General features: G+C 67.9%; 26 protein-coding genes and 1 pseudogene. 12 read left to right on the top strand and 15 right to left on the bottom strand.

Features of this window, described 5'->3' with window-relative positions; genetic code table 11:
* Window positions 1-59: 59 nt before the first annotated feature.
* A complete protein-coding gene (locus NVU01S_RS01660) occupies window positions 60-1283 on the top strand; it encodes a citrate synthase (RefSeq protein WP_043674416.1) in 1224 nt (407 codons plus the stop codon).
* On the opposite strand, the gene NVU01S_RS01655 is transcribed toward NVU01S_RS01660, so the two are convergent.
* Window positions 1250-1744 carry a GNAT family N-acetyltransferase gene (locus tag NVU01S_RS01655; protein WP_052280841.1) on the bottom strand — a complete coding sequence of 165 codons (495 nt, stop codon included), beginning with the start codon at window positions 1742-1744 and terminating at the stop codon, window positions 1250-1252. The genes NVU01S_RS01660 and NVU01S_RS01655 overlap by 34 nt on opposite strands.
* 65 nt (window positions 1745-1809) lie before the next feature.
* Between NVU01S_RS01655 and NVU01S_RS01650 the strand changes: the two genes are divergently transcribed.
* A complete protein-coding gene (locus tag NVU01S_RS01650) occupies window positions 1810-2634 on the top strand; it encodes an aminoglycoside adenylyltransferase domain-containing protein (protein WP_043674305.1) in 825 nt (274 codons plus the stop codon).
* A gap of 635 nt (window positions 2635-3269) precedes the next feature.
* Here the strand turns inward: NVU01S_RS01650 and NVU01S_RS01645 are convergent.
* Window positions 3270-4316 carry a hypothetical protein gene (locus NVU01S_RS01645; protein WP_156161693.1) on the bottom strand — a complete coding sequence of 349 codons (1047 nt, stop codon included), beginning with the start codon at window positions 4314-4316 and terminating at the stop codon, window positions 3270-3272.
* 318 nt (window positions 4317-4634) lie between these two features.
* Here NVU01S_RS01645 and NVU01S_RS01640 point away from each other — a divergent pair, with 318 nt between their 5' ends.
* Window positions 4635-5843 (top strand): site-specific integrase, encoded by a 1209-nt coding sequence (locus tag NVU01S_RS01640; RefSeq protein WP_043674310.1) that lies wholly within the window; start codon window positions 4635-4637, stop codon window positions 5841-5843.
* Window positions 5844-6047: 204 nt separating this feature from the next.
* Here NVU01S_RS01640 and infA read toward each other — a convergent pair whose 3' ends face one another.
* From infA to NVU01S_RS01625, 3 genes are all read right to left on the bottom strand, one after another.
* Window positions 6048-6281, bottom strand: coding sequence for a translation initiation factor IF-1 (gene infA, locus NVU01S_RS01635; protein WP_043674313.1), 234 nt, complete (start codon window positions 6279-6281; stop codon window positions 6048-6050).
* The gene (locus NVU01S_RS01630; RefSeq protein ID WP_052280842.1) at window positions 6278-7051 is read right to left on the bottom strand and encodes a GNAT family N-acetyltransferase; all 774 of its coding nucleotides are present in this window, start codon (window positions 7049-7051) and stop codon (window positions 6278-6280) included. The genes infA and NVU01S_RS01630 overlap by 4 nt, the downstream gene beginning before the upstream one ends.
* A gap of 219 nt (window positions 7052-7270) precedes the next feature.
* Window positions 7271-7690: a VOC family protein gene (locus tag NVU01S_RS01625; protein WP_043674421.1), complete on the bottom strand. Its 420-nt coding sequence runs from the start codon at window positions 7688-7690 to the stop codon at window positions 7271-7273.
* Window positions 7691-7866: 176 nt separating this feature from the next.
* Between NVU01S_RS01625 and ligD the strand changes: the two genes are divergently transcribed.
* Together ligD and NVU01S_RS01615 are read left to right on the top strand one after the other, a co-directional pair.
* The gene (gene ligD / locus NVU01S_RS01620; protein WP_043674422.1) at window positions 7867-8811 is read left to right on the top strand and encodes a non-homologous end-joining DNA ligase; all 945 of its coding nucleotides are present in this window, start codon (window positions 7867-7869) and stop codon (window positions 8809-8811) included.
* Window positions 8812-8995: 184 nt separating this feature from the next.
* Window positions 8996-9310, top strand: coding sequence for a hypothetical protein (locus NVU01S_RS01615; RefSeq protein WP_043674315.1), 315 nt, complete (start codon window positions 8996-8998; stop codon window positions 9308-9310).
* 101 nt (window positions 9311-9411) lie between these two features.
* Here the strand turns inward: NVU01S_RS01615 and NVU01S_RS01610 are convergent, their stop codons facing one another.
* The 3 genes and pseudogenes from NVU01S_RS01610 to NVU01S_RS44715 form a co-directional block, all read right to left on the bottom strand.
* Window positions 9412-9759, bottom strand: coding sequence for a hypothetical protein (locus NVU01S_RS01610; RefSeq protein WP_063048036.1), 348 nt, complete (start codon window positions 9757-9759; stop codon window positions 9412-9414).
* A 376-nt stretch (window positions 9760-10135) separates the two neighbouring features.
* Complete coding sequence (locus tag NVU01S_RS44720) at window positions 10136-10618, bottom strand: SRPBCC family protein (protein ID WP_043681335.1); 483 nt, start codon at window positions 10616-10618, stop codon at window positions 10136-10138.
* Between the two features lie 3 nt (window positions 10619-10621).
* A pseudogene (locus NVU01S_RS44715) lies at window positions 10622-10960 on the bottom strand (ArsR/SmtB family transcription factor); the annotation flags it as partial.
* A gap of 500 nt (window positions 10961-11460) precedes the next feature.
* On the opposite strand from NVU01S_RS44715, the gene NVU01S_RS01595 reads away from it, so the two are divergent.
* The 3 genes from NVU01S_RS01595 to helR all read left to right on the top strand — a co-directional run bounded on the left by NVU01S_RS01595 (window position 11461) and on the right by helR (window position 16959).
* Complete coding sequence (locus tag NVU01S_RS01595; protein WP_043681308.1) at window positions 11461-12210, top strand: alpha/beta fold hydrolase; 750 nt, start codon at window positions 11461-11463, stop codon at window positions 12208-12210.
* Window positions 12211-13498: 1288 nt separating this feature from the next.
* Window positions 13499-14734 carry a glycosyltransferase gene (locus NVU01S_RS01590; RefSeq protein WP_043681305.1) on the top strand — a complete coding sequence of 412 codons (1236 nt, stop codon included), beginning with the start codon at window positions 13499-13501 and terminating at the stop codon, window positions 14732-14734.
* 29 nt (window positions 14735-14763) lie between these two features.
* The gene (helR, locus tag NVU01S_RS01585; RefSeq protein ID WP_175068857.1) at window positions 14764-16959 is read left to right on the top strand and encodes an RNA polymerase recycling motor ATPase HelR; all 2196 of its coding nucleotides are present in this window, start codon (window positions 14764-14766) and stop codon (window positions 16957-16959) included.
* On the opposite strand, the gene NVU01S_RS01580 is transcribed toward helR, so the two are convergent.
* Together NVU01S_RS01580 and NVU01S_RS01575 are read right to left on the bottom strand one after the other, a co-directional pair.
* Window positions 16956-17849, bottom strand: coding sequence for an alpha/beta fold hydrolase (locus NVU01S_RS01580; RefSeq protein WP_043681302.1), 894 nt, complete (start codon window positions 17847-17849; stop codon window positions 16956-16958). The two genes, helR and NVU01S_RS01580, sit on opposite strands and share 4 nt — an antisense overlap.
* A 330-nt stretch (window positions 17850-18179) precedes the next feature.
* On the bottom strand, window positions 18180-18758 hold the full coding sequence (locus NVU01S_RS01575) for a winged helix-turn-helix transcriptional regulator (protein ID WP_043681299.1): 579 nt from the start codon (window positions 18756-18758) through the stop codon (window positions 18180-18182).
* A 93-nt stretch (window positions 18759-18851) separates the two neighbouring features.
* Here NVU01S_RS01575 and NVU01S_RS01570 point away from each other — a divergent pair, with 93 nt between their 5' ends.
* Window positions 18852-20066 carry a pyridoxal phosphate-dependent aminotransferase gene (locus tag NVU01S_RS01570; RefSeq protein ID WP_042256473.1) on the top strand — a complete coding sequence of 405 codons (1215 nt, stop codon included), beginning with the start codon at window positions 18852-18854 and terminating at the stop codon, window positions 20064-20066.
* Between the two features lie 13 nt (window positions 20067-20079).
* On the opposite strand, the gene NVU01S_RS01565 is transcribed toward NVU01S_RS01570, so the two are convergent.
* Window positions 20080-20853, bottom strand: coding sequence for an SDR family oxidoreductase (locus tag NVU01S_RS01565; protein ID WP_043681295.1), 774 nt, complete (start codon window positions 20851-20853; stop codon window positions 20080-20082).
* A 90-nt stretch (window positions 20854-20943) separates the two neighbouring features.
* Between NVU01S_RS01565 and NVU01S_RS01560 the strand changes: the two genes are divergently transcribed.
* Window positions 20944-21228 carry an ArsR/SmtB family transcription factor gene (locus tag NVU01S_RS01560; RefSeq protein WP_043681292.1) on the top strand — a complete coding sequence of 95 codons (285 nt, stop codon included), beginning with the start codon at window positions 20944-20946 and terminating at the stop codon, window positions 21226-21228.
* 3 nt (window positions 21229-21231) lie between these two features.
* Here the strand turns inward: NVU01S_RS01560 and NVU01S_RS01555 are convergent, their stop codons facing one another.
* The 3 genes from NVU01S_RS01555 to NVU01S_RS01545 all read right to left on the bottom strand — a co-directional run bounded on the left by NVU01S_RS01555 (window position 21232) and on the right by NVU01S_RS01545 (window position 23223).
* Complete coding sequence (locus tag NVU01S_RS01555; RefSeq protein ID WP_052281355.1) at window positions 21232-22095, bottom strand: NAD-dependent protein deacetylase; 864 nt, start codon at window positions 22093-22095, stop codon at window positions 21232-21234.
* Window positions 22096-22118: 23 nt separating this feature from the next.
* Window positions 22119-22769 (bottom strand): transcriptional repressor LexA, encoded by a 651-nt coding sequence (gene lexA, locus NVU01S_RS01550; protein ID WP_042256482.1) that lies wholly within the window; start codon window positions 22767-22769, stop codon window positions 22119-22121.
* 73 nt (window positions 22770-22842) lie between these two features.
* On the bottom strand, window positions 22843-23223 hold the full coding sequence (locus tag NVU01S_RS01545; RefSeq protein WP_043681287.1) for a VOC family protein: 381 nt from the start codon (window positions 23221-23223) through the stop codon (window positions 22843-22845).
* A 321-nt stretch (window positions 23224-23544) separates the two neighbouring features.
* Here NVU01S_RS01545 and NVU01S_RS42055 point away from each other — a divergent pair, with 321 nt between their 5' ends.
* Together NVU01S_RS42055 and NVU01S_RS01535 are read left to right on the top strand one after the other, a co-directional pair.
* Entirely contained in the window at window positions 23545-24786 is a 1242-nt protein-coding gene (locus NVU01S_RS42055; RefSeq protein WP_156161972.1) for a matrixin family metalloprotease, read from the top strand.
* A 154-nt stretch (window positions 24787-24940) separates the two neighbouring features.
* Complete coding sequence (locus NVU01S_RS01535) at window positions 24941-25486, top strand: hypothetical protein (protein ID WP_063048035.1); 546 nt, start codon at window positions 24941-24943, stop codon at window positions 25484-25486.
* A 29-nt stretch (window positions 25487-25515) separates the two neighbouring features.
* Here NVU01S_RS01535 and NVU01S_RS01530 read toward each other — a convergent pair whose 3' ends face one another.
* Window positions 25516-26688: an epoxide hydrolase family protein gene (locus tag NVU01S_RS01530; protein ID WP_043681284.1), complete on the bottom strand. Its 1173-nt coding sequence runs from the start codon at window positions 26686-26688 to the stop codon at window positions 25516-25518.
* Between the last annotated feature and the right edge of the window lie 51 nt (window positions 26689-26739).

Genomic DNA, 26739 nt, shown 5'->3' with positions numbered 1-26739 from the left:
GAGCACGCTCAACTAGAGTCAATATTGATCAAGTCAACATGAGCACGGAGGGGCAGGTCGTGGCCGAGAAAAGTGACGCACGTTACCTGAGCACCGCCGAGGTGGCGGACCGTCTCGAGATCAAGCCCACGACGGTGTACGCCTATGTGAGCCGCGGGTTGCTGACCAAGGTCGCGGCGGCGGACCGGCGCGGCAGCCTGTTCCGCGAGGACGAGGTGTCGCGTCTGGCCCGCGGCCGCCGCCGCGGCACCGGTCACCGCAGCACCATCGACGACGTCACCACCGCGATCTCGACCATCGACGAGGACCGGCTCTACTATCGGGGCCGCGATGTCGCTGAGCTGGTGGCCACACATCCGGTCGAATCCGTCGCCGGGCTGCTGTGGACCGGGGAGGCGGTAGCGCAGGAGTTCCACGCGCCCGCAACGCTTCTCGCGACCACGCGCGCTGCGGTGGACGCGCTCGACCCCTCGGTGCGGCTGACCGATCGCCTGCGGGTCGCGGTGACGGTGGCCGGCGCGAGCGACCCGCTGCGCTTCGATCTGTCCACGCCCGGCGTACTGCGCACCGCGCGCATACTTCTCGCCGTCGAGGCGGCGGGGCTCGGTGCGGCTCAGCATGATTCGGCAACGCTCGTCGAACGGATCACGCCGAGCCTGACCGAGGCCGCCGTGCCGCCCGAGTTGCTCGACACGACGCTGACCTTGCTGGCCGATCACGGGCTCGCGGTCTCCACGGTGGCGGCGCGGGTCGCGGCGAGCGCGCGCGTGCATCCGTACGCCGTGGTCTCGGCGGGGCTCGGCGCTCTCGACAGCCAATATCATGGCACCGCAAGCACTCTCGCCTACCGGTTCCTGGCCGAAGCGATCGCCGACCCGCTGGGCGCGGCGTCCGAACGGCTCCGCCTGGGTGCCGGGCTGCCCGGTTTCGGGCACCTCGTCTACCGCGCCACCGATCCGCGCGCCGAAATCCTGCTGGACCGGCTCCGCGCGATACCGGCGGCGGCCCCGGCCCTGGCCGCCGTCGACACCATCACCGAGCAGCTCGGCGCACCGCACACCACCGTCGCGAACATCGACCTGGCGCTGGCCGTCCTGATGCACGCCTACCGGATGCGTCCCGACGCGGGCGAGGTCTTGTTCGCCCTCGCCCGCACCATCGGCTGGATCGCGCACACGCTGGAGGAATACACCGAACCCCCGCTGCGCTTCCGCCCCACCCGAACTCCCCCGCCGCAGCCGGCCCGGAACTACGACGAGACCGGCAGCATCGCCACCACGTAGGCGACGGGGCGACCGTCCTGGATGCAGGAATGTTCGGCACACTCGGCGAACCCCAACTGACGGACCAGCTGTCGACTGCGGGCATTCCACGCCTGGATGACCGCGCGGACGGGCGTCGACGGGTGGTCGCGGCGCAGTTCGGTCAGCACCGCGCTGCCGAACTGCTTGCCGTGCCCCTTGCCGACCCAGCGCGGGTCCATGCCGACACCGAGGTCGAGGATGCCCGGATCCGCGGCGATGCCGGGCACCCGTGCTTCGGGACCGGTGCAGAAGAAACCGACGAGACGACCGCTGCCCGCGTCGGCCACCGCCATGTATCCGTCGGCGGCGCTGGGTAGCTCCTCGTCTGCGGTCAGGTTGTAGATCTGCCACGGTCCGCCGTACTGCCAGCCGACCACCTGGCGGGCATCGTCGACGGTCAAGGGACGCACCACCAGGTGATCGGACCATCCATCACTCATTCGATGATCGTCTCGCAAACTTGCGGCGTGTTCGATGCGTTTTCCGTTTCCGGCAGACTCGACCCATGCCCGTTCCACCGCTCGTCGCGCAAACCATCGACTCGTACCTGGCCTCGGCGGACGCCGAAGCGCCGGGGCTGATCGAGGGCCTGTACTTGGAAGGCTCTGTCGCACTGGACGATTACCGTCCCGGCGCGAGCGATATCGATTTCGTCGCCGTCACCGCCGCGCCGCCCGACCGCGCCGCGGTGGCCGCGCTCGAACGGGTCCACGCCCGGCTCCGGCACCAGCGACCTCGTCCGTTCTTCGACGGCAGCTATCTCACCTGGGCGGACCTCGCCGCAGGTCCGGACGCCGCGGCCGGGCGACCGAGCACCCTCCAAGGAAAATTCCAGCCACGCGGCACACACCAGACCCCGGTCACCTGGCACACGCTCGCCGGGCACGGCGTCACCCTGCGCGGGCCGGACCGCACCGAACTCGACCTCTGGACCGACGCCGCGGCGCTGGCCGCCTGGCAGAACACCAACCTCGACGACTACTGGGCACGCGGATTGGCCGCGGGTGCCCGGCTGGCGAGCAAACCCGGCCTCGGCCTGCTGACCGACTACGGCACCGTCTGGACCGTCACCGGTATCGCACGCCTGCACTACACCATCGCCACCGGCGACATCACCTCCAAGGACGGCGCGGGCCGACACGCCCGCCAGTACTTCCCGGACCGCTGGCACCGCGTCATCGACGAAGCACTACGCCTGCGCCGCAACGACTCTGGACCGTCGCTCTACCGGAGCCCGTTCGCCCGCCGCCGCGACATCCTCGACTTCGGGCACACGATGATCGCCGAGGCACACGCCGTGTATGGAGAGCGGTGGAGCCTGGGTGAATGATCAAGGGGACCGGGCTGCTCTCACTCGTAGACGACGCATTGCACCTGCGCCGCAACAACTCTCATGTGTCGCCCCAATCGGAATTCGTTCACCCGCCGCCGTGGCGTCGTCGACTTCGGGCGCACGATGATCGTCGGCGCGCACGCCACGTATGGGCGCACGATGATCGCTGACGCGCACGCCACGTATGGGCGGCGGTGGGCCTGAGCGGATACTCACGAGCAAGGGCCACTCCTCCACCTAGACGGCCGCTGTACTTGCGCCGCAACGGCTCTCGCGCGTCGCTCTGCCGGAGTCCGCCCGGCCGCCGCTGCGACGCCCTCGCCCTCGGCGCACGCCGATCGCCGGCGCGCCCACCGCCGGTGACCCCCGCATCGCACGACGTGGGGTCCGCGGTGGGAACTGGCCATTTGATCACCAGGTAATGGTGGCGGCATCGCCCGAGAGCCCACCGCCACCATTACCTGGTGATCAATCGACCAGCAGCGCTCAGGCCGTCGGAGGCGGGCTGGTTGGTCGGGAACTGCTGGTGGAGGTGGCCCAGGGCGCACCCTGCGCAGGGTTTTCGGGGTGCAGGTCGCCTCTGCGGCTGGCGACTTGCGCGGGCGGACGCTCGTGCCAGGAACGAGCGGATCTCAGGGGGCGATCGGCGCGTCCTCCGGGTCCGGGCGGGCGGCCTGGGTGCCGAATTGTGTTGCCAGCCGAGCCTGTTCGGGCTCCAGAGCATGCCAGTTGTGCAGGTAGCCGGGGTGGTCGGTCACCTCGAGCAGGACCGCGTTACCGAAGGCCGGGTGGGTTTGCGCGGCGCGGACCGTGGTGTGGCCGCCGCGCAGGTTGGCCTGTCCGCGCAGGACGAACAGGTGGGAGTCGACGTGCAGTTCGGTGCCGGGAGCCGGTGCGGGCGCCGGAACCCAGCCCTCGGACAGCTGGCGGGCGGCCCGTCCGCCGTCGTCGCGCACGCGGAAGCGGACCTCCAGACCGCGCCCGCCCTCGGGCACCGACCAGCAAACGTTCAAGCCCGCACCGGACGGGTCCTCGTGCAGGTCCGCCACCCCGACGGCGATCAGCACGTGTCCTTGCCCGGTCAGTTCCGCGCACGCCTGCGCGACATCCTCGACGTAGGTGTCGCCGGGAAAGGTGAATTCGTAGTGGTGCATGTCGTTGATGGTGGACAGCACCGCCTCGACCGGAACACCTTTCGCGACCTCCCGCTCGACCAGCCGCTGCATATCGCCGACGCCGATGAGGGAGTCCGGTGCGTCGGCGGGCTCCTCGAAAAGCCGGTCGGTGTCACCGCGCGCGATCATCACCGACTTCGCCAGGAACCGGGCCGCGCGGGAGCTGACCTGATACACCGCCTGCGCCGGGTCGGGATCGTCACCGCGGCCGAAGGTTTCGGCGATCGCCTGGCACAGTTCGTCCTCGATCGGTACGCAGCGTGCGGCGATCTCATGGGTCTGGTCCTGCAGTGCCCGCGCGTCACCGCTGTCGGGTACCTGTGTCTCGGCGAGAAACAATTCCAGCACGCGGTCGAGAATCATCAGCCCCTCGGCACCCTGAATCGGGATGTCGAGCACATACGCCAACCGATACGCCCGAGCCGCCGCGTCCTGCTCACCCAGCACCGCCGCACTCGAATAGCCCAACACCGCCGCGACCACACCCGCGTTGTCCATACCCACCTCTGCTCCTCGCGATCCCGATCGCCGCGAACCCCGACACCGTATCCGGCCGATACACCCACCGCGGTCCCGCAGGCAAAAGCCCTTGTCCGCACGGCGATCGCGGTGCCCAGGCAGTCCGGTGGCGATGCACACCGCGCGTGAAGGCCCTGGGTCGCCGCGAATTCAACCGCCGCCCGCTCGCGCGCCATCGAATCTGCGGACTACACCCGGGTATTACCGCCGCGCGGTACAGCCCGACGCGCGGGGCCTGCCCTACCGTGAATTCATCTGGGGCGGCGGCAGAATGGGGGCGGTCGACGAACAGGGAGTTGATCGATGGAAGAGCGGTCTGCCGTGGTCGCCGTGCCGGAGTCGGTGCGTCACGAATTGCGTCGTGGTGTGCGCAGCGTTCTGGTGGACACGGCGGCGTTGCGGTTGGTGCGGGAACGGTTCGATGAGGTGCAGGCGGGGTCGCTGCGCCGCTACCTCGAGGCCTCGCAGTCGGCGAATACGTTGCGCGCCTATCGAACCGACTGGATCGCGTGGTCGGCGTGGTGCCTGGCCGAGAGCAGGCAGGCGATGCCCGCCGATCCGCTGGACGTCGCGGTGTATCTCGCCGCCGCGGCCGACGCCCGCCGCGACACGGGCGGCTGGGCGTTCAGCGCGGCCACCCTCGAACGGAAGTCGGCCGCGATCGCCGCCGTGCACGCGGCCAACGGACTGCCCTCGCCGACGCGTTCCGATGTCGTCCGCCTGACCCTGCGCGGTATCCGGCGCACCCGGCGCACCCAGCCCACCCGCAAACGCCCGGTCCTGCTGCACACCCTCGACCAGTTGCTGGCCGGGTTGCCCGAACCCGGCTGGCCGAACGAACCTGCCCGCCGCCGTGACGCACTCATGCTGCTGGTCGGGTTCGCGGGGGCGCTGCGGCGGAGCGAGTTGGCGGGTCTGCGGATCGCCGATGTGGAGGTGCGCGTCGATCACACCACGGGCGAGCCGGTGCTGCTGGTGCGGTTGCCGACGACGAAGACCGACCCCACCGGCGTCGCCGAACAGCGCGTCGCGCTGCCGCGGGGCCAACGCCCGCATACCTGCCCGGTGTGCGCGTTCACCGATTGGGTGCGACTGCTCGAAATACTCGCCGCGGAGGGCACTTCGGGCTTGCGGGCGTGGCTCGCCGACGGCGACGACACCGATCCGGCCATCCACCGCTGCCACGGTTTCACGGGTACCGCGCTCGCCGCCGATCCGGATCTTCCGTTGTGCCCCACCATCAATCGGCACGGCACGGTCGGCGCCGACCCGATGTCCGGCCGGGCCGTCGCCGAACTGGTCAAACGGTACGCGGCCCGCGCGGGACTGGACCCCGACCTCTTCTCCGGGCACTCCTTGCGCGCCGGCTTCGCCACCCAGGCAGCCCTCGGCGGCGCTAGCGACCGCGAGATCATGCGGCAGGGCCGTTGGTCCAATCCGCGCACCGTGCACGGCTACATCCGCACCGCGAACCCGTTGGAGGACAACGCGGTAACCAAACTCGGTCTCTGAACGGCGCGCGCCACTGTGACGGTGCGGTGCCTGTGGTCGACGCTCGGTGTCGGTACCTGCCCTCGATGTCCGAGCAGCCTCGGCGCGTGCCTTCGTGATGATGCAGTGCCTATGGTCGGGGCGCGACATCCGCCGGGGTGGCGCGGAATCCTCCGTCGGCGCGGCGGATCGGCCGGGTAGCGCCGATCCGCCGCGGCATGACGGTTATGTTCTGTACCGGAACAGGATTCGACCGCGGGTGAGGTCATAGGGGCTGATCTCCACCAGCACTCGGTCCTGCGGGAGGATCTTGATGTAGTTCTTTCGGATCTTCCCGCTGATGTGCGCGAGGACGGTGTGCCCGTTCGGGAGTTCCACCTTGAAGGTGGCGTTGCGCAGGCACTCCACTACCGTGCCTTCGATCTCGATGCCCTTGCCGAGCTTTCGGGTGTTCGTCATCGTCGCACCAACTCCAGGTTGCTGCCCGTGCGACGTGCCCCGCCGAGGATGTCGAACAGTGCGATTGCCGCGGTGGCGGTTTCGTCGACGAACGCGGAGACCGAGTCGCTTCCGGACCGGTGCAGCGCGTCGAGTACCTGGGCGAGCAGTGCACGGGCGATGCCGTGCCTGCGGTGCTCGGCGCGCACGGCGAGCAGTTCGATCCGTGCGTGTCTGCGGCGTGTGGCCACTCGCAGCAAACCGACATATTCCTGATCGGAGACGGCGACGGCGAAGTGCCCGCAGTCGAGCGGGCGGTCGATGATCTCGGCGGGCATGGTGTCCCACCCCACCGTGGCCTCGATCTCCCCGCGCATCGCGGTATACGCCGTGAGCAGCGGAACCTGTTGTGCCGCGCCGAACGGCAGCAACGCCACCCCTTCGGGAACCGGTGCCGAACCGGTGTCTTGCGGATTCGCGGGTATCAGATACTCCCACTCGCGGCGGCGGGTGGTGAAACCGGCGTGTTCCCACTGCGACCGCAGGTCCGTCTCGAGCTCGTCGACCACCGTGTGCAGTGGCGCCGGCAGATCGTTCAGCATGGCGGCGGCGAGCCGGTCGAAGACGGTGCCGTCCCAGGAGTCGATGCTCACGAAGGTCCGGCCGTCGGGGCGCTGTGCGGCGTCGGCGTGGCCGAGCACTCGACCGTCCGCGACCGCCTGCCATCGGGTGGGGGAAAGCCGCGTGATCTCGGGGTCACCCGGGTGCGCGGCGGGATGTATTGCAGTCATTGTACGTCGCCTTTCGGAATTGCCTTGTGACACAGGCACTCCCGGCGACGGCTACAGTGTTCGCCCAACCATGACGGCGAGCGGGAGGCCCCACGTCGATACAGTGTTCACGGGTCTCACCTCCTCGGCTTGTGTCACGGTCTGCGCGAGACTAACAGTTCGAACCCGCTCGCGCCCAACCCTTTTTCCTCGCATCGCCGCAGCCTCCCGCGCCCGGGTTCAGGCCACGCAGAATTCGTTGCCTTCGGGGTCGGCCATGGTCACCCACTCGAAGGGCCCCTGCCGGCCCTCGTGCAGGACCTTCGCGCCCATTCCGGTGAGCCGTTCTACCTCGGCAGCGCGTTGCGCGGAATCGACGCGGATATCGAGGTGCATCCGGTTCTTCACCGTTTTGGCCTCGGGCACCAACTGGAACAGCACGCGCGGGCGGTCGGCGTGGCGGATGGCGGTGCCGATCTTCCATTTCAGTTTGCCGTGATGGGTCGTGGTCTCCTCGTCGGTGGCGTGGCCCTGGGCGACCATGCTGCGGATGAAGTCCTCGTCCTGCGGCTCGACCTCCCACTGCAACGCCTCGGCCCACCAGTCCGCGAGCGTATGCGGGTCGGCACTGTCGACGACGATCTGAAATTCGTATCCCATGCCCAGGACCCTAGCCACGAGGTACGACAAGCCGCCGGACATTCGAACCACTATCGATAACTGGTAGATCACCAAACCGCCGCGTCTCGGCGGAATCTTGCAATCTATGCACGTCGGATCGGTTTCGATGCCGATGCTGCGGATATGCTGATCGTGTGCAGTCAGCGCCGGCGCCGATGCTGGCCGTCTCCGGACGGCCACCGGTGGATATCGGCCGCTGGGCGATCGAAATGAAATGGGACGGGATCCGCGCGGTCACCGTCGCGCGGGATCGGCAATGCCGTTTCTACAGCCGCAACAATCGCGATATCAGCGCGTCTTTCCCGGAGCTCACCGCCGCGTGCACCGAATTGCTCGGCGACCGCGAACTCGTCCTCGACGGTGAGATCGTCGCGCCGGAACCGAGTACCGGGGCACCCTCGTTCCGTCGGTTACAGCGACGCATGCACGTGCTGAACCCGGGCGCCGAATTGCTGCGCGAGGTTCCCGTGCAGTACCTGATATTCGATCTGCTCGACGACGGGACCGCGATCACGTCGCTGCCGTATGTCGAGCGTCGCGCGCGCCTCGACGAATTGGCACTCGACGCGAAATTGATCCGTACGCCGCCCTATTACACCGATGTCGACGCCGACACCATGCTCGGTATCGCGCGCGAACACGGCCTCGAAGGCATTGTCGCGAAACGCCTCGACTCCAGCTATCAGCCCGGACGACGAGCGCCGGTGTGGATCAAGACCCCGCTGCGGCGCACCACGGAGATCGTCGTGGCGGGGTGGCTGCCCGGCAGCGGGCGTTTCACCGGGATCTTCGGTTCGATCGTGATGGGGGCCTACGACGACGCGGACCGCCTCGTCCACGTCGGGAACGTCGGCACCGGCTGGACCCTGCGCGACCGCCGGGCCCTGCAAGCCCGGCTGACCGAAATCGCGCGCCCGGACCCGCCTTTCGACGTCCCGCCACCGCGGCAGGTGGCGAACGCGGCGCACTGGGTCGAACCCGAACTGGTCGCCGACATCGAGTTCCGGGAGGTCAGCTCCGATGGGCTGCGCCATCCCAGCTGGCGTGGGTTGCGGCCCGACCGGAACCCACGCGAAGCCAAGGTGCCTGCGCCGGACTGACCGGTACCGGCTGAGGGTGGGCACTCGGCAGAAGAGTGCCGTCCCGGCTGAATGGTCCGCAGCGAGGTGCGCGTTCGCGGGTGCCGCCGGTTTTGGTGGCTTTCGCCCGTTCTGCATAAGGTGTGCGCTCAGGGGTCGCGACCAGCGTGGTCGCGGATCTACCTGCTGACACCGTGAGGGAACGTTGTACAAGATCTTTTCTGCCGCTCTGCTGACTGCCGCGACCGTCGGCTCGCTGGTTCTCGTGCCCGCCGCTACGGCGCACGCGAAGTCGCCGGTCTGCGACACCGCCATCGCCTGGATCAACGCGGCCATCGACATGTCCCCGGACGGCAATCTCGACGCGGCCACCCTGCAGTCGCTGTCCGCGCGACTGTCGGGGCTCCCGGCCGTGGGCGCGGAGAAGGCGGCGATCGACGCGTACGCGGCCGCCCTGCTCGACGACAGCGCCGACATGGACGCTGCCACCGACGCATTCAACGCCGTCTGCGCGAGCTGACCGGTCGCCGCAGAGCGGGACACAGTTCCGCTCTGCGGCCCGTCGCCCGCTTCGTGAACGCCTGCCGCACCGGCGAATTCCGGCCACCGGCGGTCGACAGGTCAGTAGCGGAATTCACCGGTGTAGTCGTCGGGCCGGACGACGTGCGGCCCTTCCTCGGCCGCCATGTCGCGCCGCGCGATCACCGCCTGCTCCAATAGGTTGCGTTCTCCGAGAAGCTTTTCGGTTTCCGCGACGACCATGGCCCACTGGCTCGGCCGGACGATGCCGAACACATTCATCGTCTCGTACCCGATATCGTTGCCGTCGATCACGCCGATATCCGCACGCGCCAACGCTGTTTCGAGTGCGACTTCCAATTCCTGCAAGACGTCGATGTCGTCCACGGCCCCTGTTCTGGGGAGCTGCACGATCAGCTGCCAGCTCTGTGCTTCTTCGAACTCGTCCACGCCACGGATTGTGCACGTCCGGTCTGCTGCGGCCAAGGGCCACCGGGACCCAACTGGCCGCCTTATCGGGGTGCATAGAACTCGTTGAGCCGCAACAGTTCTGGGCCGTGCGCAGGACTCCGCCAGACCAATGACGGTTTGATGTGACGCCAAGGAAGCTCTCCGGGGCGCACATCCGAGTAGACCGTTGACGACGGCGGCGCGGGCTTCCCCTCCAGATCGAGAGCCCCGGGCGACTTCAATTGCGCGGCTAGCGGGTTCAGCGCCCACCGACGTCGAGGTACAGCACCGGGCGATACGGTGCAGTCCCCCGCAGATCCGGCAGCAAGTGACCGAAGAGCGACCAGCTCTCGGTCACAACCATTCTGCGGAGCGGTCAAGCCTCACGTCCGACGACATCGACGTAACGCTGCAGGTACAGCGGCCAGCCCGCGTCGTTGCCGACGCCCGCGCGGACCGCGTCACCGGTGTCGCCGTGCCGGTCGAGGTGCCGGTGTTCGAGATCGACGCGGGTGCGGTCGGGGGTTTCGGCGGTGAAGCGGACTTCGACCTCGGAGGTCTTGTCCGGGTCGGTCTCGATTTCCCAGCGGCCGTTGATATCCCAGCTGAACACCACCCGATTCGGCGGCTCGTACGCGAGTACCCGCGCCCACCGGCATTCGCTGCCGTCTTCGCCGCGGTCATAGATGTGCCCGCCGACCCGCGGTTCGAAGACGGTCTCGGCGATCGGCACCGCCAGCAGGTTGTGTTCGCGCGGTTTGATCGCATCGAATCGGGTGGTGAACAGCGTGAACGCGCGCTCGAGCGGCGCGTCGACCACGATCTGCAATCGCACGGGTTCGGTTCGGGTGTGGGTCATGACTTCTCCTGAATCTTGTTCGACCAGCTCCTGATACGTGGCGAGGGCGCGTCCCCAGAACCGGTCGAGCTGGGCGCGCAACGCACCCATCCCGTCCGGATTCAACTGGTAGATCCGGCGTGTCCCGACCGCGCGGTCCAGCACCAGCCCCGCCTCCTTGAGCACCTTCAGGTGTTGCGACACCGCCGGTCGGCTGATCGGCAACGCTTGCGCGAGTTCACCGACCGCCTGCGGTTTCTCCGCCAGGCGCTCCAGAATCGTGCGCCGCATCCGATCGGCGAGCGCACCCCATTCGTCTCCTGCTCGGTAAGTATCTACGAACCGTAAGTCTCCACTTACCAATAGGTCATGTCAATGCCGTACTTCGCCGAAATCGAGACCGTGCCCTGCACCCGCAGACCAGAACCTGCGCTCAACGGCTGGCATCGCGTCACCTGGTCGGACGGCTCGACTGAGTGTGCCGGCGGGGCAGGCGGCTGGGCCTCGGTCCGACAACCATGAAGCGCGCTGCCGCCGTACTCGTCGCCGCCTTCGTGCCGATCGTGACCGCGATCGTCGGCCTCGGTGCGGCCACCTCCCTGATCATGCTCGGCACCTCGGCGATGGAGATCCCGAACTTCACCACCTTCCTCCCACTCCGTGTAGGGGCGGGCGCGCGAGCCAGTTCATGTTGCCCTGGCGCTTTGTTCAACCACGCCCATGCGATGGGGTGCGGCGGCGTCGAGACCACGGCGCGTGGCACTTCGGCTCGGCAACCGCGGCGCTGGACTCTTTCGCGACTGCCGGCCGGAGGGATTCGTGTTGCGTGGACTCGATGGGGTCGGTGCACACATACTGCTCGGGTGAGTGAGCTTGTGGTGCGGGCGAGCGGGGCTGGGCCGGTTGTGGCGTTGGTGCATGGTGGCGCCGGGCCGAAATCGACTTGGGCGGGGTTGGATTCGCTCGCCGAGCGGTGGACGGTGCTGCACGTGTATCGGCGGGGATACGATCCGAGTCCTGCGCCCCTCGACGGACGGCAAGATTTCCTGGTGGACGCGATCGACCTCGGCGAGATCTTCCGAGCCCACCGCCCCCACGTGGTCGCCCACTCCTATGGAACGCTGGGATCGATTCTGGCCGCGGCAGCCGATCCGCACACCGTCCGTTCCCTCACCCTGATCGAACCGCCGCTGTACGTCGTCGCCCCCGACGATCCCGAAGTACGCCACTTGAAACGCCTCGGCGACGCGGTCCTCACCAACGGTCTCGACGCGGACCCCGAAGTACTGCGCGAATTCCTGGTTCTCTCCGGCGCACCCGGCGTCGACGCGGGCCAACTCCCCCAAGCGGCCGTCGCCTCTGTCCGCCGCGCACTCGGCGGCCGTCTCCCCGGCGAAGCCCACCCCGATTGGGAAGCCTTGCGCACCGCCAAGATCCCGGCCTTGGTCGCCTCCGGCGGCCACACCCTCGCCCTCGAACGAATCTGCGACGCCCTAGCCGACCTACTGCACGCCCAACGCGTCATCGCCCCCGGCGCAGGCCATTTCGTCGCCGCCGCCCCAGGTTTCGCCCACCAACTCACCCAATTCCTGGCCACCCACGACACGAGGTGAACGGCGGGGGAACCCCGATCACAGACCGCAAGCCGGAGCACCAGGTTCACCGATTCGTCGTTCGCGGCCCACAGCACCTGCTGCAAGCCGGGAGTTCGAGATCGCCGCGCTCCGAGACTGCTCAACCCGGAAGGCGCGGAGCGCCGCGCCACGATGCAGGCCCGCAGCCAGGTCGGACAAACCGCGCATGCCGTCGTCGAATTCACCGTCGATAGTGCGACGCGGGCCGCGGCCAACCGACACCTCCGGGCACGAACGACGCCCGCCCATGCTGGTCACTCGATCAGGAGGACATGGTGGCGGCATCGGCCGAGAAGCCCCCGCCACCATGTCCTCCTGATCAGGTGACCAGTGCCCCGAGCGAGTGTCGCACGGCGTGTCGGAGACTTCGCGCCACACCGAACACGCTCACCAGTGACGTCGCTCCCAGGCGTAGGGCGGGCCATTCGCGCCGGCGCGACCGGCGTGGATCGGATGTCCGCACCCACAGTTGTGTCGAGCCGCCCGCCCTGCAGCACCGATTGCCGAGATCAACATCGGCGGCACCGAACGAGTGCTGGAGATCAGTCAGCCGAGTGCACCGGTACCACCTGGTGACGGGGTAGCTTCGGCGGTAACGCGTCAACTGCTCCTGAGCCGACTGGCACCAATCTTCCGTCCCCGCGCACTTTTTGTCGTCCCGCGCGCGTGTCGGTCGACCGACACGCGCGCGGGAGAACAAAAAGTGCGCGGCATACCACCTGCCGACTCGCTTGCGCACATAGGGCGGATCGATGAAAGCCGCGGTGCTAGGTGAGCAGACTCTCGACGACCGAAACCCGCAACGGGGCGAAAGATCATCATGACCGTCAACGTCGCCTCGGCCCGCACCACCATGATCGCCCAATTCAGGTCGACGGCGGCTACGTCTCGGCCATCGTGGCCGACCTGCGGGACGAGACGCCGGAGTTGCGGCCCGCCGGTCATGGACATCGGGAAATCGGTGTGCGAACGCCCACACGGCCACGCATGAAACCGCGAGGCTCTACGCGGCCTTGAGCAGCCCCCGGCAAATCCCCCAGCACTCACCCCGCCCGAATCCCCTTGCGTACCAACACTTCACGCACGTACAACACACCAGCACTGCAACGAGAAGAGGGATTCTGAGTCCACCAAGGACCGGAAGCGAAAGAGATTCTTCTCTTTCCGCTATCTATTTTATATCGCACCCCCGGTCTTGCGGCAAGGCCGGGGGGATGCCGCACAATCGTCGGCCTGAGCTGTTGTCCATCGAATCGGGGGTAGGAATTTGCGGGTGTTGTTGTCGAGTTTCGGGTCGCGTGGCGATGTCGAGCCGATGGTGGGTCTGGCTGTGCAGTTGCGGGCGCAGGGTGCGCAGGTGCGGGTGTGCGCGCCGCCGGATTTCGCGGGGTTGCTGGATGAGGTGGGTGTGTCGTTCGTGCCTGCCGGTCCGTCGGTGCGCCGGATCACGGCGGGGCCCGATCGGTGGCAATCCGCCGATATCAGGCAGCGCGCGAAGGATTTGCTCGCGATGCAATACGACACGGTGTGCACCGCGGCCGCGGACTGCGACGTGGTGGTGGCGACCGGTCTGTTCCCGGCGACGGCGGCGGCGCGGGCAGTGTCCGAGAAACTGGGCCTCGGCTATGTCTTCGTGAGTTTCTTCGCGACCTTGTTGCCGTCGCCGCATCATCGGCCGCACCCGTGGCCGGGACGTCCCGTGCCGCCGGAGGTGACCGACAACGACACGCTGTGGGAAATGAACGCGCAGCACATGACCGAGTTGTTCGGCGAGGTGGTCAACGAGCACCGCGCGACGGTAGGTCTGCCCGTGGTCGGCAACGTGCGCGATCACGTGTACACCGACCGCCCCTGGCTGGCGGCGGATCCGGTCCTGGGGCCGTGGCCGCACAGCGCGGATCGGACGGTGGTGCAGACCGGTGCGTGGCTCCGCCCCGATGACCGCCCACTGCCTGCCGAGTTGCTGGCGTTCCTGGCGGCAGGGCCGCCGCCGGTGTATGTGGGTTTCGGCAGTATGCCGATGCTCGCGTCGGCCGATGTCGCCGCGGTGGCGATCGAGGCGGTGCGCGCACGAGGACGCCGTGTCGTCCTGTCACGTGGCTGGGCCGATCTGTCGCTGGTCGATGACCGCGACGATTGTTTCGCGGTCGGTGAGGTCAATCAGCAGGCACTGTTCGCCCGGGTGGCCGCGGTGGTGCATCACGGGGGCGCGGGCACGACGACGACCGCCGCCCGCGCGGGTGCACCGCAGGTGCTGGTACCGCAACTCGTGGACCAGCCGTATTGGGCCGAACGGGTGGCGGATCTCGGCATCGGCGCGGCCTTGGCCGGCCCGGTACCGACGGTGGCTTCGCTCTCGGCCGCACTGGCGACAGCGTTGGCGCCCGAGACCCGGGACCGGGCCGCGGCGGTGGCGCACACGATCCGCGCGGACGGTGCCGCCGTCGCCGCACACCGGCTCATCACCATCTACAGCCGGGACATGCCGCCGGTATCGGCATGACGCACGCCATTCGAAACAGTAAGGGGCACATGTCAACTCAGGATTACGACGCGGAACTGGCAGCCGAGCGCGGCTATGTGGCCGAACTCTACGCGCGGCTCGACGCCGAGCGCGCCCGGGTCAAGGGCCAGTACGGTGCGGCGCTGCGGGGCCGGGAGGTGACCGCGATGGAGCGCGAGGATCAGGTGCGTGCGCTGGCGAAATCGGTGCAGCGCTACGACGTGGCCGACAACGGCTTGTGCTTCGGCCGGCTCGACACCTTGACCGGTGATCGCTCCTATATCGGTCGTATCGGGCTGTTCGACGAGGCGAACGAGTTCGAGCCGCTGCTGCTGGATTGGCGGGCACCCGCCGCGCGCGCGTTCTATGTGGCCACGGCCGCGAATCCGGAGAACATGCGCCGGCGCCGCCAGTTCCACACGCGCGGTAGACAAGTCGTCGATTTCACTGACGAGGTGCTGGGCCGCCCGGAGGGCGCCGAACGTGGCGACGCGGCGTTGCTGGCGGCGGTGAACGCACCGCGCGGGCCGGGGATGCGCGACATCGTGGCGACGATTCAGGCCGAACAGGACGAGATCATCCGCCACGAGCACCAGGGCGTGCTGGTGATCGAGGGCGGTCCGGGCACCGGTAAGACCGTGGTGGCCCTGCACCGGGTCGCCTACCTGCTCTACACCCAGCGGGAACGGATGGAACGTCAGGGTGTGCTCGTGGTCGGGCCGAATCCGGCGTTCCTCGACCACATCGCGCATGTGCTGCCCTCGCTGGGCGAGACCAACGTGGTGTTCACGACCACCGGCGATCTCGTGCCCGGGCTGCGCGTCACCGCCGAGGACGGCCCGGAAGCCGCGCGGCTCAAGGGATCACTGAAGATCCTGGATGTGCTCGCCGCCGCGGTGGCCGATTGCCAGCGGCTCCCCCGGGATCCGGTGCCGATCGAGCTGGCCGACGCGACGGTCCGCATCGACGCCGAGACCGCGGAGTGGGCCAGGGAGGAGGCGCGCGCGAGCGGGCTGCCGCACAACGAGGCGCGGAAGGTGTTCCAGGAGATCGTTTCGTGGGTCCTCACCGAACGAGCGATCGCTCGGATCGGCAAGGGCTGGCTGACCCGTTCGGACAAGCAAGCCTGGGAGCAGTTGCGCGAGGACCTGCTCGAGGAACTCGCCACGCATGACACGTTCACCGCGACGCTGGACGAACTCTGGCCGATCATGACACCGGAATCGTTACTGGCGCAGTTGTATTCGTCGCACGACCGGCTCCGCGCGGCGGGTGCCGACGCGGCGCTGTGGCGGGCCGACGGTGCGGCGTGGACGGTGTCGGATGTGCCGTTGCTCGACGAGTTGTTCGATCTGCTGGGCCCCGACCAGCCCGCCGACGACAGCGCCGAGCGGGAACGGCGGCAAGAGGCCGAATATGCCGCGGGCGTCCTGGATGTCATGGTCAGCCGCGAGGACATGATGGACGACGAGGATCATCTGTTCGCCCAGGACCTGCTCTACGCCGAGGATCTCGCGGACCGGTTCCTCGAACGCGATACCCGCGATCTGGCCGAACGCGCTGCGGCGGACCGGGATTGGACCTACCGCCATGTCGTGGTCGACGAGGCCCAGGAGTTGTCCGAGATGGATTGGCGGGTGCTGATGCGGCGCTGTCCGGGCAAATCCTTCACGGTGGTCGGCGATCTCGCGCAACGGCGTTCGGCGGCGGGGGCGAGTTCGTGGGCGAGCATGCTGGAGCCGTATGTGCCCGGACGCTGGGTCTACCGGTCGCTGACCGTCAATTACCGCACCCCGGCCGAGATCATGGCGGTCGCGGCCGCGCTGCTCGCCGAGTTCGCCCCTGAGGTCCAGGCCCCGGAGTCGGTGCGGGCGTGCGGCGTGCCACCGTGGTCCAGGCTCGTCACCGACGACGAATTGCCTGCTGCCATCGAGGCATTCGTGCGTGAGGAAGCCGACCGGGAAGGAACCAGCGTGGTGATCGGGCCGCCGGGCGTACCGGGCGCGGTGCCCGCCTCGGAGACGAAAGGTCTGGAGTACGACGCGGTGCTCGTCGTGGCGCCGGAGCAGATCCTCGCCGACGGTCCGCGCGGGGCCGCCGAACTCTACGTCGCGCTCACCCGCGCGACGCAGCGCTTGGGCGTCCTGCATCAGGGCCCGCTACCGCAGGCTCTGTCCGGACTCGTCGAGACCGGTACGCCGGTGGGGAATCGCCTGCCCGCCTAGCGGTCCCGTTCGACGCGGTGCACGAGGCCCGCGATGTGCTCGGCCAGGGTGGGCCACAGTTCGCGAGACATGCTGTGGCCCATCCCTTCCACGACGACCAGTTCGGCGCCGGGGATGGCCTCGGCGGTGGCCCGGCCGCCGCTGAGGTCGAAGGCGCGATCCTCGGTGCCGTGGATCACCACGGTGGGCACGTGGACCGATTTCAGTTGCGCGGTGCGGTCTCCGGAGGCCAGGACCGCGACGAACTGGCGCATCATCGCCTCGGCGGAGAACCCGCGGTCGAAGCCGCGTCCGGCGCGCTCGATCGCGGCGTCCTCGTCGAAGGCGAAAGCGGATGCGCCCACCGCCCGATTGGCGGCGACCCGCCAGGCGATGTAGTCGGCCCGTTCGGTGGGCGGCGCACCGGCCCGGCCGAAGGCGGCGGGATCACTGTGGCCGACCTCGGGATTGCCGGTGGTCGACATCATCGACGTCAACGACCTTGCCCGGCTGGGGAATTCGATCGCGATGGTCTGGGCGATCATCGCGCCCTGGGAGGCGCCGACGAGGTGGGCGCTGTCGAGGCCGAGCACGTCGAGCAGGCCGACGGTGTCGGCGGCCATATCGGAGAGGGTGTAGGCGGCCGAGGACACGTCACCGGACATGGCGGCCGCGATATCGGGGGCGGGGCCGCCGGCGATGTAGGAGGAACGGCCGGTGTCGCGGCTGTCGAACCGGATGACGTGCAGCCCGCGCTCGACCAGTTCCGCGCACAGACCGTCCGGCCAGTCGATCAGCTGGCCCGCGGCACCCATCATCAACAGCACCGGCGGCCGCCTCGGGTCGCCGAGCCGCTCGAAGGCTACGTCGATCTGCGACGGGCCCACCTTCGACGCCAGTTCCTCTGCCATTGCCCACTCCGTTCCGCTCGTCCGGCACAGCCCGTCCCCGGGCTTGCCCGAGCGGCCCAGGAAACCGCTCAGACCAGCGATTATGCGGCATAGTCGGGCCCTTGCCACAAGCCCACCCGCGCGGTGTATGTTCCAATGGGGAGGAATTCAACCGGCTCGCCGCACCCACTCCTCGGCGGCGGAGTTCGCGTTCTGGCGGGCGAACGGCCGACGGTTCACCCACTGCGGCCATCAGATCTCTATCGCGACGGCGGCTCGGGAGCCGACGGCACACTGCTCTGCATCCACGGTTTCCGACCGCGACCCAGGACCTGCATCACCACCCGGAGGTCAGCGGCTCTTCGCGACCTCGGCCAGCGGTACGGCCCCGGTGGCGACGGCGGTCGCGGTGTCCAGATCGAGGTGCAGTGCGCGGCCGGGTTCGGTGGCCGGACCGTCGTGGTGCGAGACGCGTCCCGCGTCATCGACGGTGACGTGAAAAACCGTGTCGCCGATGAAAACAGTGACCGTCTCGTCCGGGAAGTGTTGCGCGACAGCACGTCCCAAGGGCAGCGCGAACCAGTGCGCGCGGACCGCGTCGGTGGCGCGGCGTTCGCCGAGCAACGGTGTCCCCCACACCGACAGCGCGTCCAGGACCGGGCGTAGTGCGCTGCCGGTGGCGGTGAGTTCGTAGACCGCGGTGCTCGCACGCGGGCCCACCCGCTGCCGGGTGAGGATGCCGTCGCGTTCGAGGTCTTTGAGCCGGGCCGCGAGGATATCGGTGCTGATGCCGGGCAGGTCGGCGAACAGATCGCTGTAACGGCGTGGGCCCGAGGACAATTCGCGCACCAGCAGCAGGCTCCAGCGGTCGCCGACGACGTCGAGGGCGCGGCCGACGCCGCAGTAGTGGTCGTAGCTTCGGTGTGGCACGCCACCCACTGTAGCTTGCTACTTGGAAAATCCAAGTGCAGACTTGGAATTTCCAAGTACAGTGGGTCGGAGTCGCCGCGAGAAGGGAAGTTCATGCAGGTCAAGCAGTCCAGCAAACTGTCAGGGGTGTCCTACGAGATCCGCGGACCGGTGGCCGAGCAGGCGGCGCGACTGGAGGCCGAGGGGCACCACGTGGTGAAACTCAACACCGGCAATCCGCTGCTGTTCGGGTTCGAGGCGCCCCCGGAGATCTTGCAGGACATCGTGCGCACGCTGCCCGCCTCCAGCGGCTACTCCAGCTCCAAGGGCCTGCTGCCCGCCCGGCGTGCGGTGGTGCAGTACTACCAGACCCTCGGGCTCACCGAGGTCGACGTCGAGGAGGTGTTCCTCGGCAACGGCGTCTCCGAACTGGTGATGATGGCGATGACCGCGCTGATCGAGAACGGTGACGAAGTCCTCGTTCCCGCACCGGATTTCCCACTGTGGACCGCCGCGACGACGCTCAACGGCGGCCGCGCCGTGCACTACCTCTGCGACGAGGGCGCCGACTGGTATCCCGACCTGGCCGATATCGAAGCCAAGATCACCGACCGCACCCGCGCCCTGGTGATCATCAACCCGAACAACCCGACCGGGGCGGTGTATCCGCCGGAAGTGTTGCGCGAGCTGCTCGAGATCGCGCGCAGGCATCAGCTGATCGTCTTCGCCGACGAGGTCTACGACAAGATCCGCTACGACGGTTCCACCCACACCGCGGCCGCCGCACTCGCTCCCGACCTGTTGTGCCTGACCTTCTCCGGACTCTCGAAGTCCTACCGCTGCGCGGGATTTCGTTCCGGGTGGCTCGTCGTCTCCGGGCCCACCCAGCACGCGGGCAGCTACCTGGAGGGACTGACCATGCTGGCCGGAATGCGACTGTGCGCGAATGTCCCTGCGCAGCAAGCGATTCAGGCCGCGCTCGGTGGACACCAGAGCATTTTCGATCTCACCATGCCCACCGGGCGGCTGCGCGAACAGCGCGACCGGGCCTGGGAGGCGCTCAACGCGATCCCCGGCATCAGCTGCGTCAAGCCCCAGGGTGCGATCTACGCGTTCCCGCGCATCGACCTGGACATGTATCGGATCAAGGACGACGAGCAGTTCGTGCTGGATCTGCTGCTACAGGAGAAGATTCACATCGTGCAGGGCACCGGCTTCAACTGGCCGCACCCTGACCACTTCCGCATCCTCACCCTCCCGCACGCCGACGACCTGGAGGCGATCATCGAACGTATCGGACGCTTCCTGGCCGGTTATCGGCAGTACTGAAAGGCCCGATCGCTCAGAGCTCCTTGCGCATGCCGCCGTCGATGACGAGGTCGGCGCCGTTGATGTTGGGTGCCGATCCGCCTGCCAGAAACACCACCAGGGCGGCGATTTCGGCCGGTTCGGTGATACGGCCGGTCGACATGCCGAGGGTCGCGGGCAGGACGTCGAGGAATTCTTCGCGGGACAGGCCGGCGCGGGCGGCCAGTGCGTCGCCGGTACTGCCGGGCTCGGTCCACACCGAGGTCCGCACCGGCCCCGGTGAGATCGTGTTGACCCGCACCCCGCGCGGACCGAATTCCTCGGCGAGCGCTTTGCCGAGCGCGGCCAGCGCGGCTTTGGCGGCGGCGATATCCACCAGGTGCGGCGCCGGGCGGCGCGCGTTGATCGAGCCGATGTTGATGATCTGACCGCCGCGCTCGAGCAGGCTGGGCAGCGCGGCCCGGCTCGCGCGTACGGTGCTGAGCAGGGTCAGGTCCAGGGCGTGACGCCAGTCGTCGTCGGTGACGGACAGGAATCCGCCCGGATGCGGGCCCGTGGTACCCGCGACGTTGTTGACCAGCAGGTCGATGCCGCCGAGTTCGGCGAGTGCCGCATCGATGAACCGGCCGGGACCGTCGGGGGTGCCCAGGTCGGCCGCGACGGCGAGCGAGGCGATGCCGGCGAGTTCGGCGTTGACCGACCGCGCGCAGGCCACCACCTGATAGCCCTGGTCGCGCAGCGCGGTGGTCACGGCCAGTCCGATGCCCTTGCTCGCGCCGGTGACGACCGCGTTCTTACCCTCAGGCATTGCTGCCCCTTCCCGGGAGATGCCGATTCCCCGTGCCGATAGATACATCAGCCGTCACTGATGTGTTCGGAAATGTATCATTGGCCACTGATGGATGACAATGACCCGGACGATCGACTGTTCGCGCTCGGTCGCGCGCTGAGTTGCCGTGTGCGCCTTGCGGTTCTGCAAAACCTGGCACGCGGCGACGCCTCCGTGAGCGAGCTGGTCGAGCACACCGGGGCCACGCAGTCCAACATGTCGAATCACCTGGCCGTGCTGCGCACCGCCGGGCTGGTCACCGCCGAACGCGAAGGGCGGGTGGTGCGCTACCGGCTCGCCTCGGCCGCGGCCGCGGAACTGGTGCGCAGCTTGACCGTGCTCGCCGACCGCTGAACCCTACGTTCCAGCGAAAACCCTTACGCCACCGAGGGTTTGCGCGAGCGCGGGCAGCGCTTCGGACAACCCGGCATCGAGGGTGCAGGTCGCCAGTTCGTCACCGCGGGTGGCGCCGCGGTTGATGATCACGACGGGTTTGCCGTGCCTGGCCGCGTGCCGCACGAACCGCAGTCCCGACATGACGGTCAGCGACGAGCCCGCGACCAGCAGCGCGTCCGCGGCGTCGACGAAATCGAACGCGGCAGCCACGCGATCCTTCGGGACGTTCTCACCGAAGTACACGATGTCGGGCTTCAGCATGCCGCCGCAGCGCGCGCAATCGACCATCCGGAAACCCGCGGTATCGGCGACCACCGCGTCCGCGTCCGGCGCGACCTCTACCCCGTCGGTCGTGACACCGTCGGCGAACCCGGGATTGGCCGCCTCCAGCTGCTCGGCCAACGCCATCCGCGAGATCCTGGCCGCACAACCGAGGCACCGGACCTGCGCGTAGGTGCCGTGCAGGTCGATGACCCGGCGCTGCCCCGCCTTGGTGTGCAGCAGGTCGACGTTCTGGGTGATCAATCCGGTCACCACACCCATGCGCTCCAACTCGGCCAGCGCGCGGTGCCCGGGGTTGGGCCGTGACGCGTCCATCCGCCGCCAGCCGACGTGGTTACGCGCCCAATACCGCTGCCGGAACACCGGATCGCCGACGAACTGCTGGTAGGTCATCGGGTTGCGCGGCGGCGAGGCCGGACCGCGATAGTCGGGGATACCGCTGTCGGTGGACAACCCGGCCCCGGTGAGCACGGCGATCCGGCGGCCGGCCAACACCTCGGCCGACCGTCCGACATCCGCGCGAAGTGACGTGCTGTCGGGCATGCAGTTCAGGGTACGTCGGGTGCTCAGACCCGCCGCATCACCGAGACCACCTTGCCCAGCACAACCGCCTCGTCACCATCGATGACCTGGTAGGCAGGGTTGCGCGGTTCGAGGTAGACGTGCCCGTTGCGCCGCCGGTACACCTTCACCGTGGCTTCGCCCTCGATCATCGCGGCGACGATCTCCCCCGAATGCGCCTCGTTCTGTTTGCGCACCACGACGATATCGCCGTCGCAGATCGCCGCATCGATCATCGAATCGCCGCGCACCCGCAGCCCGAACACGGTGCCGCGGCCGACGAGCTGACGCGACATGGTCACCATGTCGTCGGAATGTTCTTCGGCCAGGATCGGCGTGCCCGCCGCGATATCGCCGACCACCGGCACCGCCACCGAGTCCTCGTTCGTTTCCCGCGGCGCGCTCGCCTGCAGGAACATCCGCACATCGATCGGGCGCGACATCGTCTCGCTGCGCCGCAGGAACCCTTGCTCCTCGAGGCTGTTCAGATGTTTCGACACCGACGACGAAGACCGCAGCCCCACCGCGTCCCCGATCTGCCGGGAGTTCGGCGCGTACCCGTGGCGCACCACCCAATCCCGGATCGTGGCGAGGATCCGCTGCTGCCGCTCCGGCAGCCTGGACGTGTCGAGATGCTCGAGGTCGTCGTAGGTCACGCGGGAATCCTAGAGGTCACCGCCGATCCGTCCGCCGCACAGGCCGATTCAGGGAGTGTCGCCCCCGCCACGGTCAGGCCGTGCCGCCACGTTCGGATGTGCTTCGCTCGACACAGAATTCGTTGCCCTCGGGGTCGAGCAGAGTAACCCAGCCCAGACCGTCCGCGGTGCGGTGATCCTCGTAGAGCGTCGCGCCGAGGGCGAGCAGCCGGTCCACTTCCTCGTCGCGGGTGCGCTCGTCCGGCAGCCAATCGAAGTGGACGCGGTTCTTCACCGTCTTGCCCTCCGGCACCCGAATGAACAGCAATCCCGGTACCGGAGCAGGCGCTTCGATCAGGACTTCGTCGTCACCCGCCTGGTCCGCGTCGGACACCGGCCACCCGGTGGCACCCGCCCAGAACGTCGCAAGCTGGTACGGGTCGGCGCAGTCGATGCTCACATGCCGCAGGATCATGCGCGCGAGCCTAACGGTGCACCGAGTGCCATTGCAGCCCAATAATCTTCACCCGGTAGGCGTGCAACTGCGGCACCACAACCTCAACGGTCATATCACCGAACGCAACACGGCACCTGCTGCAAGCTATGGGTTCGAGATCGCCGCGCTCGGAGTCTGCTCAACCCGGCTCTTCGAACCCAGCAGCGGGCGAATCCTGCACGGCGAAGCGTCGTTCGGATTGCTCCCCACTCGACGCTCTCCAGTCAAGTCCACTGTCGCGGAACACCATCTTCCTGGTCCCATTGGACTTGACCGACGTAGGCAAAAACGGGAGGGGCCATGGTCTTTGCTTGCAGAACGAACGTCAGAAAACGGCGCGATCAGCACCGCTACACTCGAATTGCGGCCATCCTGACGACGATCACAGCACTCGTTGCCGGTATGGCAGCTGTCGGCGCGAGTCCTGCGTTCGCCGACCCCCGGTGCCCGAACGACGACCCCTGGTACGGCCATTGCGTCGGAGGGGCCATACTCGCCGAGTTTCGCGCTGCCGGAGATTTTCCGTTCTTCGGTAACGCGACCAATCCCGAGTCCGACGCCGCGCGCGGGGGACGGTGGCAAGCGTTCGAAAGAGGCAGTTCGATCTACTGGCACCCGCGCGTCTCAGATGGGCGAGCAAACCAGATCGGTGGCGCCATTCGCGATAAATGGGGCGAACTCGGCTGGGAGAACGGAGCGCTCAGGTATCCGACAACACGCGAACTGCCAACCCGTAAGCCTGGGCGCTTCAACAATTTCGAAGGCGGCTCGATCCACTGGTCCGGCCCGACCGGTGTGCACCCCACGTGGGGCCTGATTCGAGACAAGTGGGCGCAGGCGGATTGGGAGAACGGAGTGATGGGCTTCCCCAAGTCTGACGAGTACGTAACGAAAAATGACGGCCGTGGCCAAGGGTTCGAGGGCGGTCCGATCTATTGGCATCCAACGACCGGTGCTCGCATCGTCCGCACCCCGATCGCCGAGTATTGGGCACGGGCCGACTGGGAAAACGGTGCATACGGCTACCCGATCGAGGACACTCGGCAGCCGGGCTGTGGTCAGTACGCGCAGAGATTCCAGGGCGGCATCCTGGTCACCGGCATCGAGGGATACCAACTGCCTTACAACTCGGTTGACGGACGGGAGATCGCGTATTCCGCCGCGTTCACCGATGAGAGATCGATCGTTGCATGGCGCGGCGCCGTCGCTGAGTGGAACACCATGAGCGCGATCAACGTCAAGCAGTCCGGCGCAGTGGGATATGACCTGACCGTCAACGAGGTGAACCTTCCGGATGAGACCTATTCTGGGCAGTACCAGAACTTCGGAGCGCTACCCGACCAGATCAAACTCAACCGCGCGTACACAGATCGATACAGCGATACCCAGCGTCGGGTGGTACTGATCCACGAGCTGGGACATGCACTGGGACTGGATCATTCGTGTGATTCGCAAATCATGGGGCCATCGGACGGCACCAGGCAGGTCAGCACGCTGCAGGGGCTCGACAAGGCTGTATACCGCTACAAGTGGGGGTGGTGAAGTGATCGGAAAAAGTGGTCGGCGTTCGGCGGGGCGGGTGTCACTCGGAGTGCTCGCGGTCTTGGGAATGGCGGTGGCCTGTTCGCCGGAGGAAGGGCCGCCTCTTGTCCCGGGTGTGTCTCCGCCGTCCACCTCGTACCTCCAATCCAGCAGCGTGATCGACCGTGATGATCCGGCGGCGGTTGCGGGAGCGGCAACCGACATCTTCTTCGGGCGGGTGGTCGAGTCGATCGGGTCGACCGAACGCCGGGGGCAGCTCGAGTCGCAGTTCTCGCTCGAGGTGAGCGAGCGACTCAAAGGTGACGTCGCCGGCCGTGTGACGGTCAATCAGCGTGGTGGTCTGAAGGATCGGACGATCGTGGTGGAAAAAGGAGACGAACTGCTGGTGCTGGGGCAGTCCTATTTGATCGCGGCACGCTACAGCAAAGAAGAAGACTGGTACACGCTCATTCCGGTCGCCGGGGACATCCCCGTCACCGGAGACAGCACGCCACGTTCCGCCCTGCATCGGCCACCTGAGGATCGGGACGCGGTGCGCTCCCGGATGAAGGACGCGATCGCACACCAGATTCCGTTCGGATCGACGAATAGTTCCCGGCCGCCCATGCCGTCGCGCGGGCCGACACCGAGTTCCCCGGAACACTCGAGCACCGTCGCGCCGACGACGTCGCAGACCCCTGGCGGCCGACCGCCGAGTTGACCCCGTGGGCGAACGGGTTCGGTGAAAAGTCAGCGGGTGGCGGCCAGGACTGCGGCGAGGCCTTGCTGTAGGTCCTTGACGAAGAAGTCGGGGACTTCCAGGGAGGGGAAATGGCCGCCGGAGTCGGGGGTTCGCCAGCGGACGATCTGGCGGTATCGCTGCTGGGCCCAGGGGCGGGGGCATTTTTCGATGTCGCGGGGATAGATGGTGATGGCCGCGGGGACGTCGACGCGGAGGTCGGGGTCGAGCGAGTGGTGGCTTTCGTAGTAGATGCGCGCCGCCGACGCACCGGTGCGGGTCAGCCAGTACAGGGTGACGTCGTCGAGAATCCGGTCCCTCGACATCGTCTCGAACGGGCTGTCGTGGGTGTCGGTCCATTCGGCGAATTTGTCGAGGATCCAGGCGAGCAGCCCGACCGGCGAATCGACGAGCGCGTAGCCGATGGTCTGCGGGCGGGTCGCCTGCTGCTTCGCGTATGCCGCGCGATGAACCCAGAAATCGCGGGTCTGTTCGGTCCATGCCAGCTCGGTCGCTGTCAGCCCGTCGATGGTCGCCCCCGGCGGTGCCTGTGCGAGGGTGGTGTGGATGCCGAGGACGCGGTCGGGGAACCGCCCGGCGAGGACGGTGGTGATCACGCCGCCCCAATCGCCGCCGTGCGCAACGAATTCGGGGTAGCCGAGCCGGTTCATCAGCTGCACCCAGGTGGCCGCGATCTTTTCGATGCCCCACCCGGTGTCGGCGGGCTTGTCGCTGTACCCGAAGCCGGGCAGCGACGGGGCCACGACGTGGAAGGCCGGCGTGCCGGGGTCGGCGGGATCCGCGAGTTCGTCTATCACATCGATGAATTCGGCGATGCTGCCCGGCCAGCCGTGGGTCATGATCAAGGGCGTGGCATCCTCGCGTGCCGAACGCCGGTGCAGGAAGTGGATGCCCAGATCATCGATGGTCGTACGGAACTGGCCGATCCGATCGAGGCGCGTTTCGAACGTCCGCCAGTCGTAGTCGGTGCGCCAGTAATCCACTAGCTCGGTGAGGTCGGTGAGCGGTACGCCCTGGTCCCAGCGGCCGGGGCCGGGCGCGGCGCGTTGGACGGTCTCGGGTTCCGGCAGCCGGGCGGCCGCGAGTCGGGCGCGCAGCTCATCGAGGTCGGCCTCGGTGGCGTGCGCTTCGAACGCGTGCACGTCGCTGGTTCGACGGTTCATGCGACCACCTCTGCGACGTGAGCTGCCGGGCCGCCGACGCCGGGTGCAGGG

It is taken from the genome of Nocardia vulneris, from assembly GCF_001613425.1.
In the GTDB taxonomy this organism is placed as follows: domain Bacteria; phylum Actinomycetota; class Actinomycetes; order Mycobacteriales; family Mycobacteriaceae; genus Nocardia; species Nocardia vulneris.
Note: the sequence above shows the minus strand (reverse complement) of the source record. Positions and strands in the feature narration are given on the sequence as shown.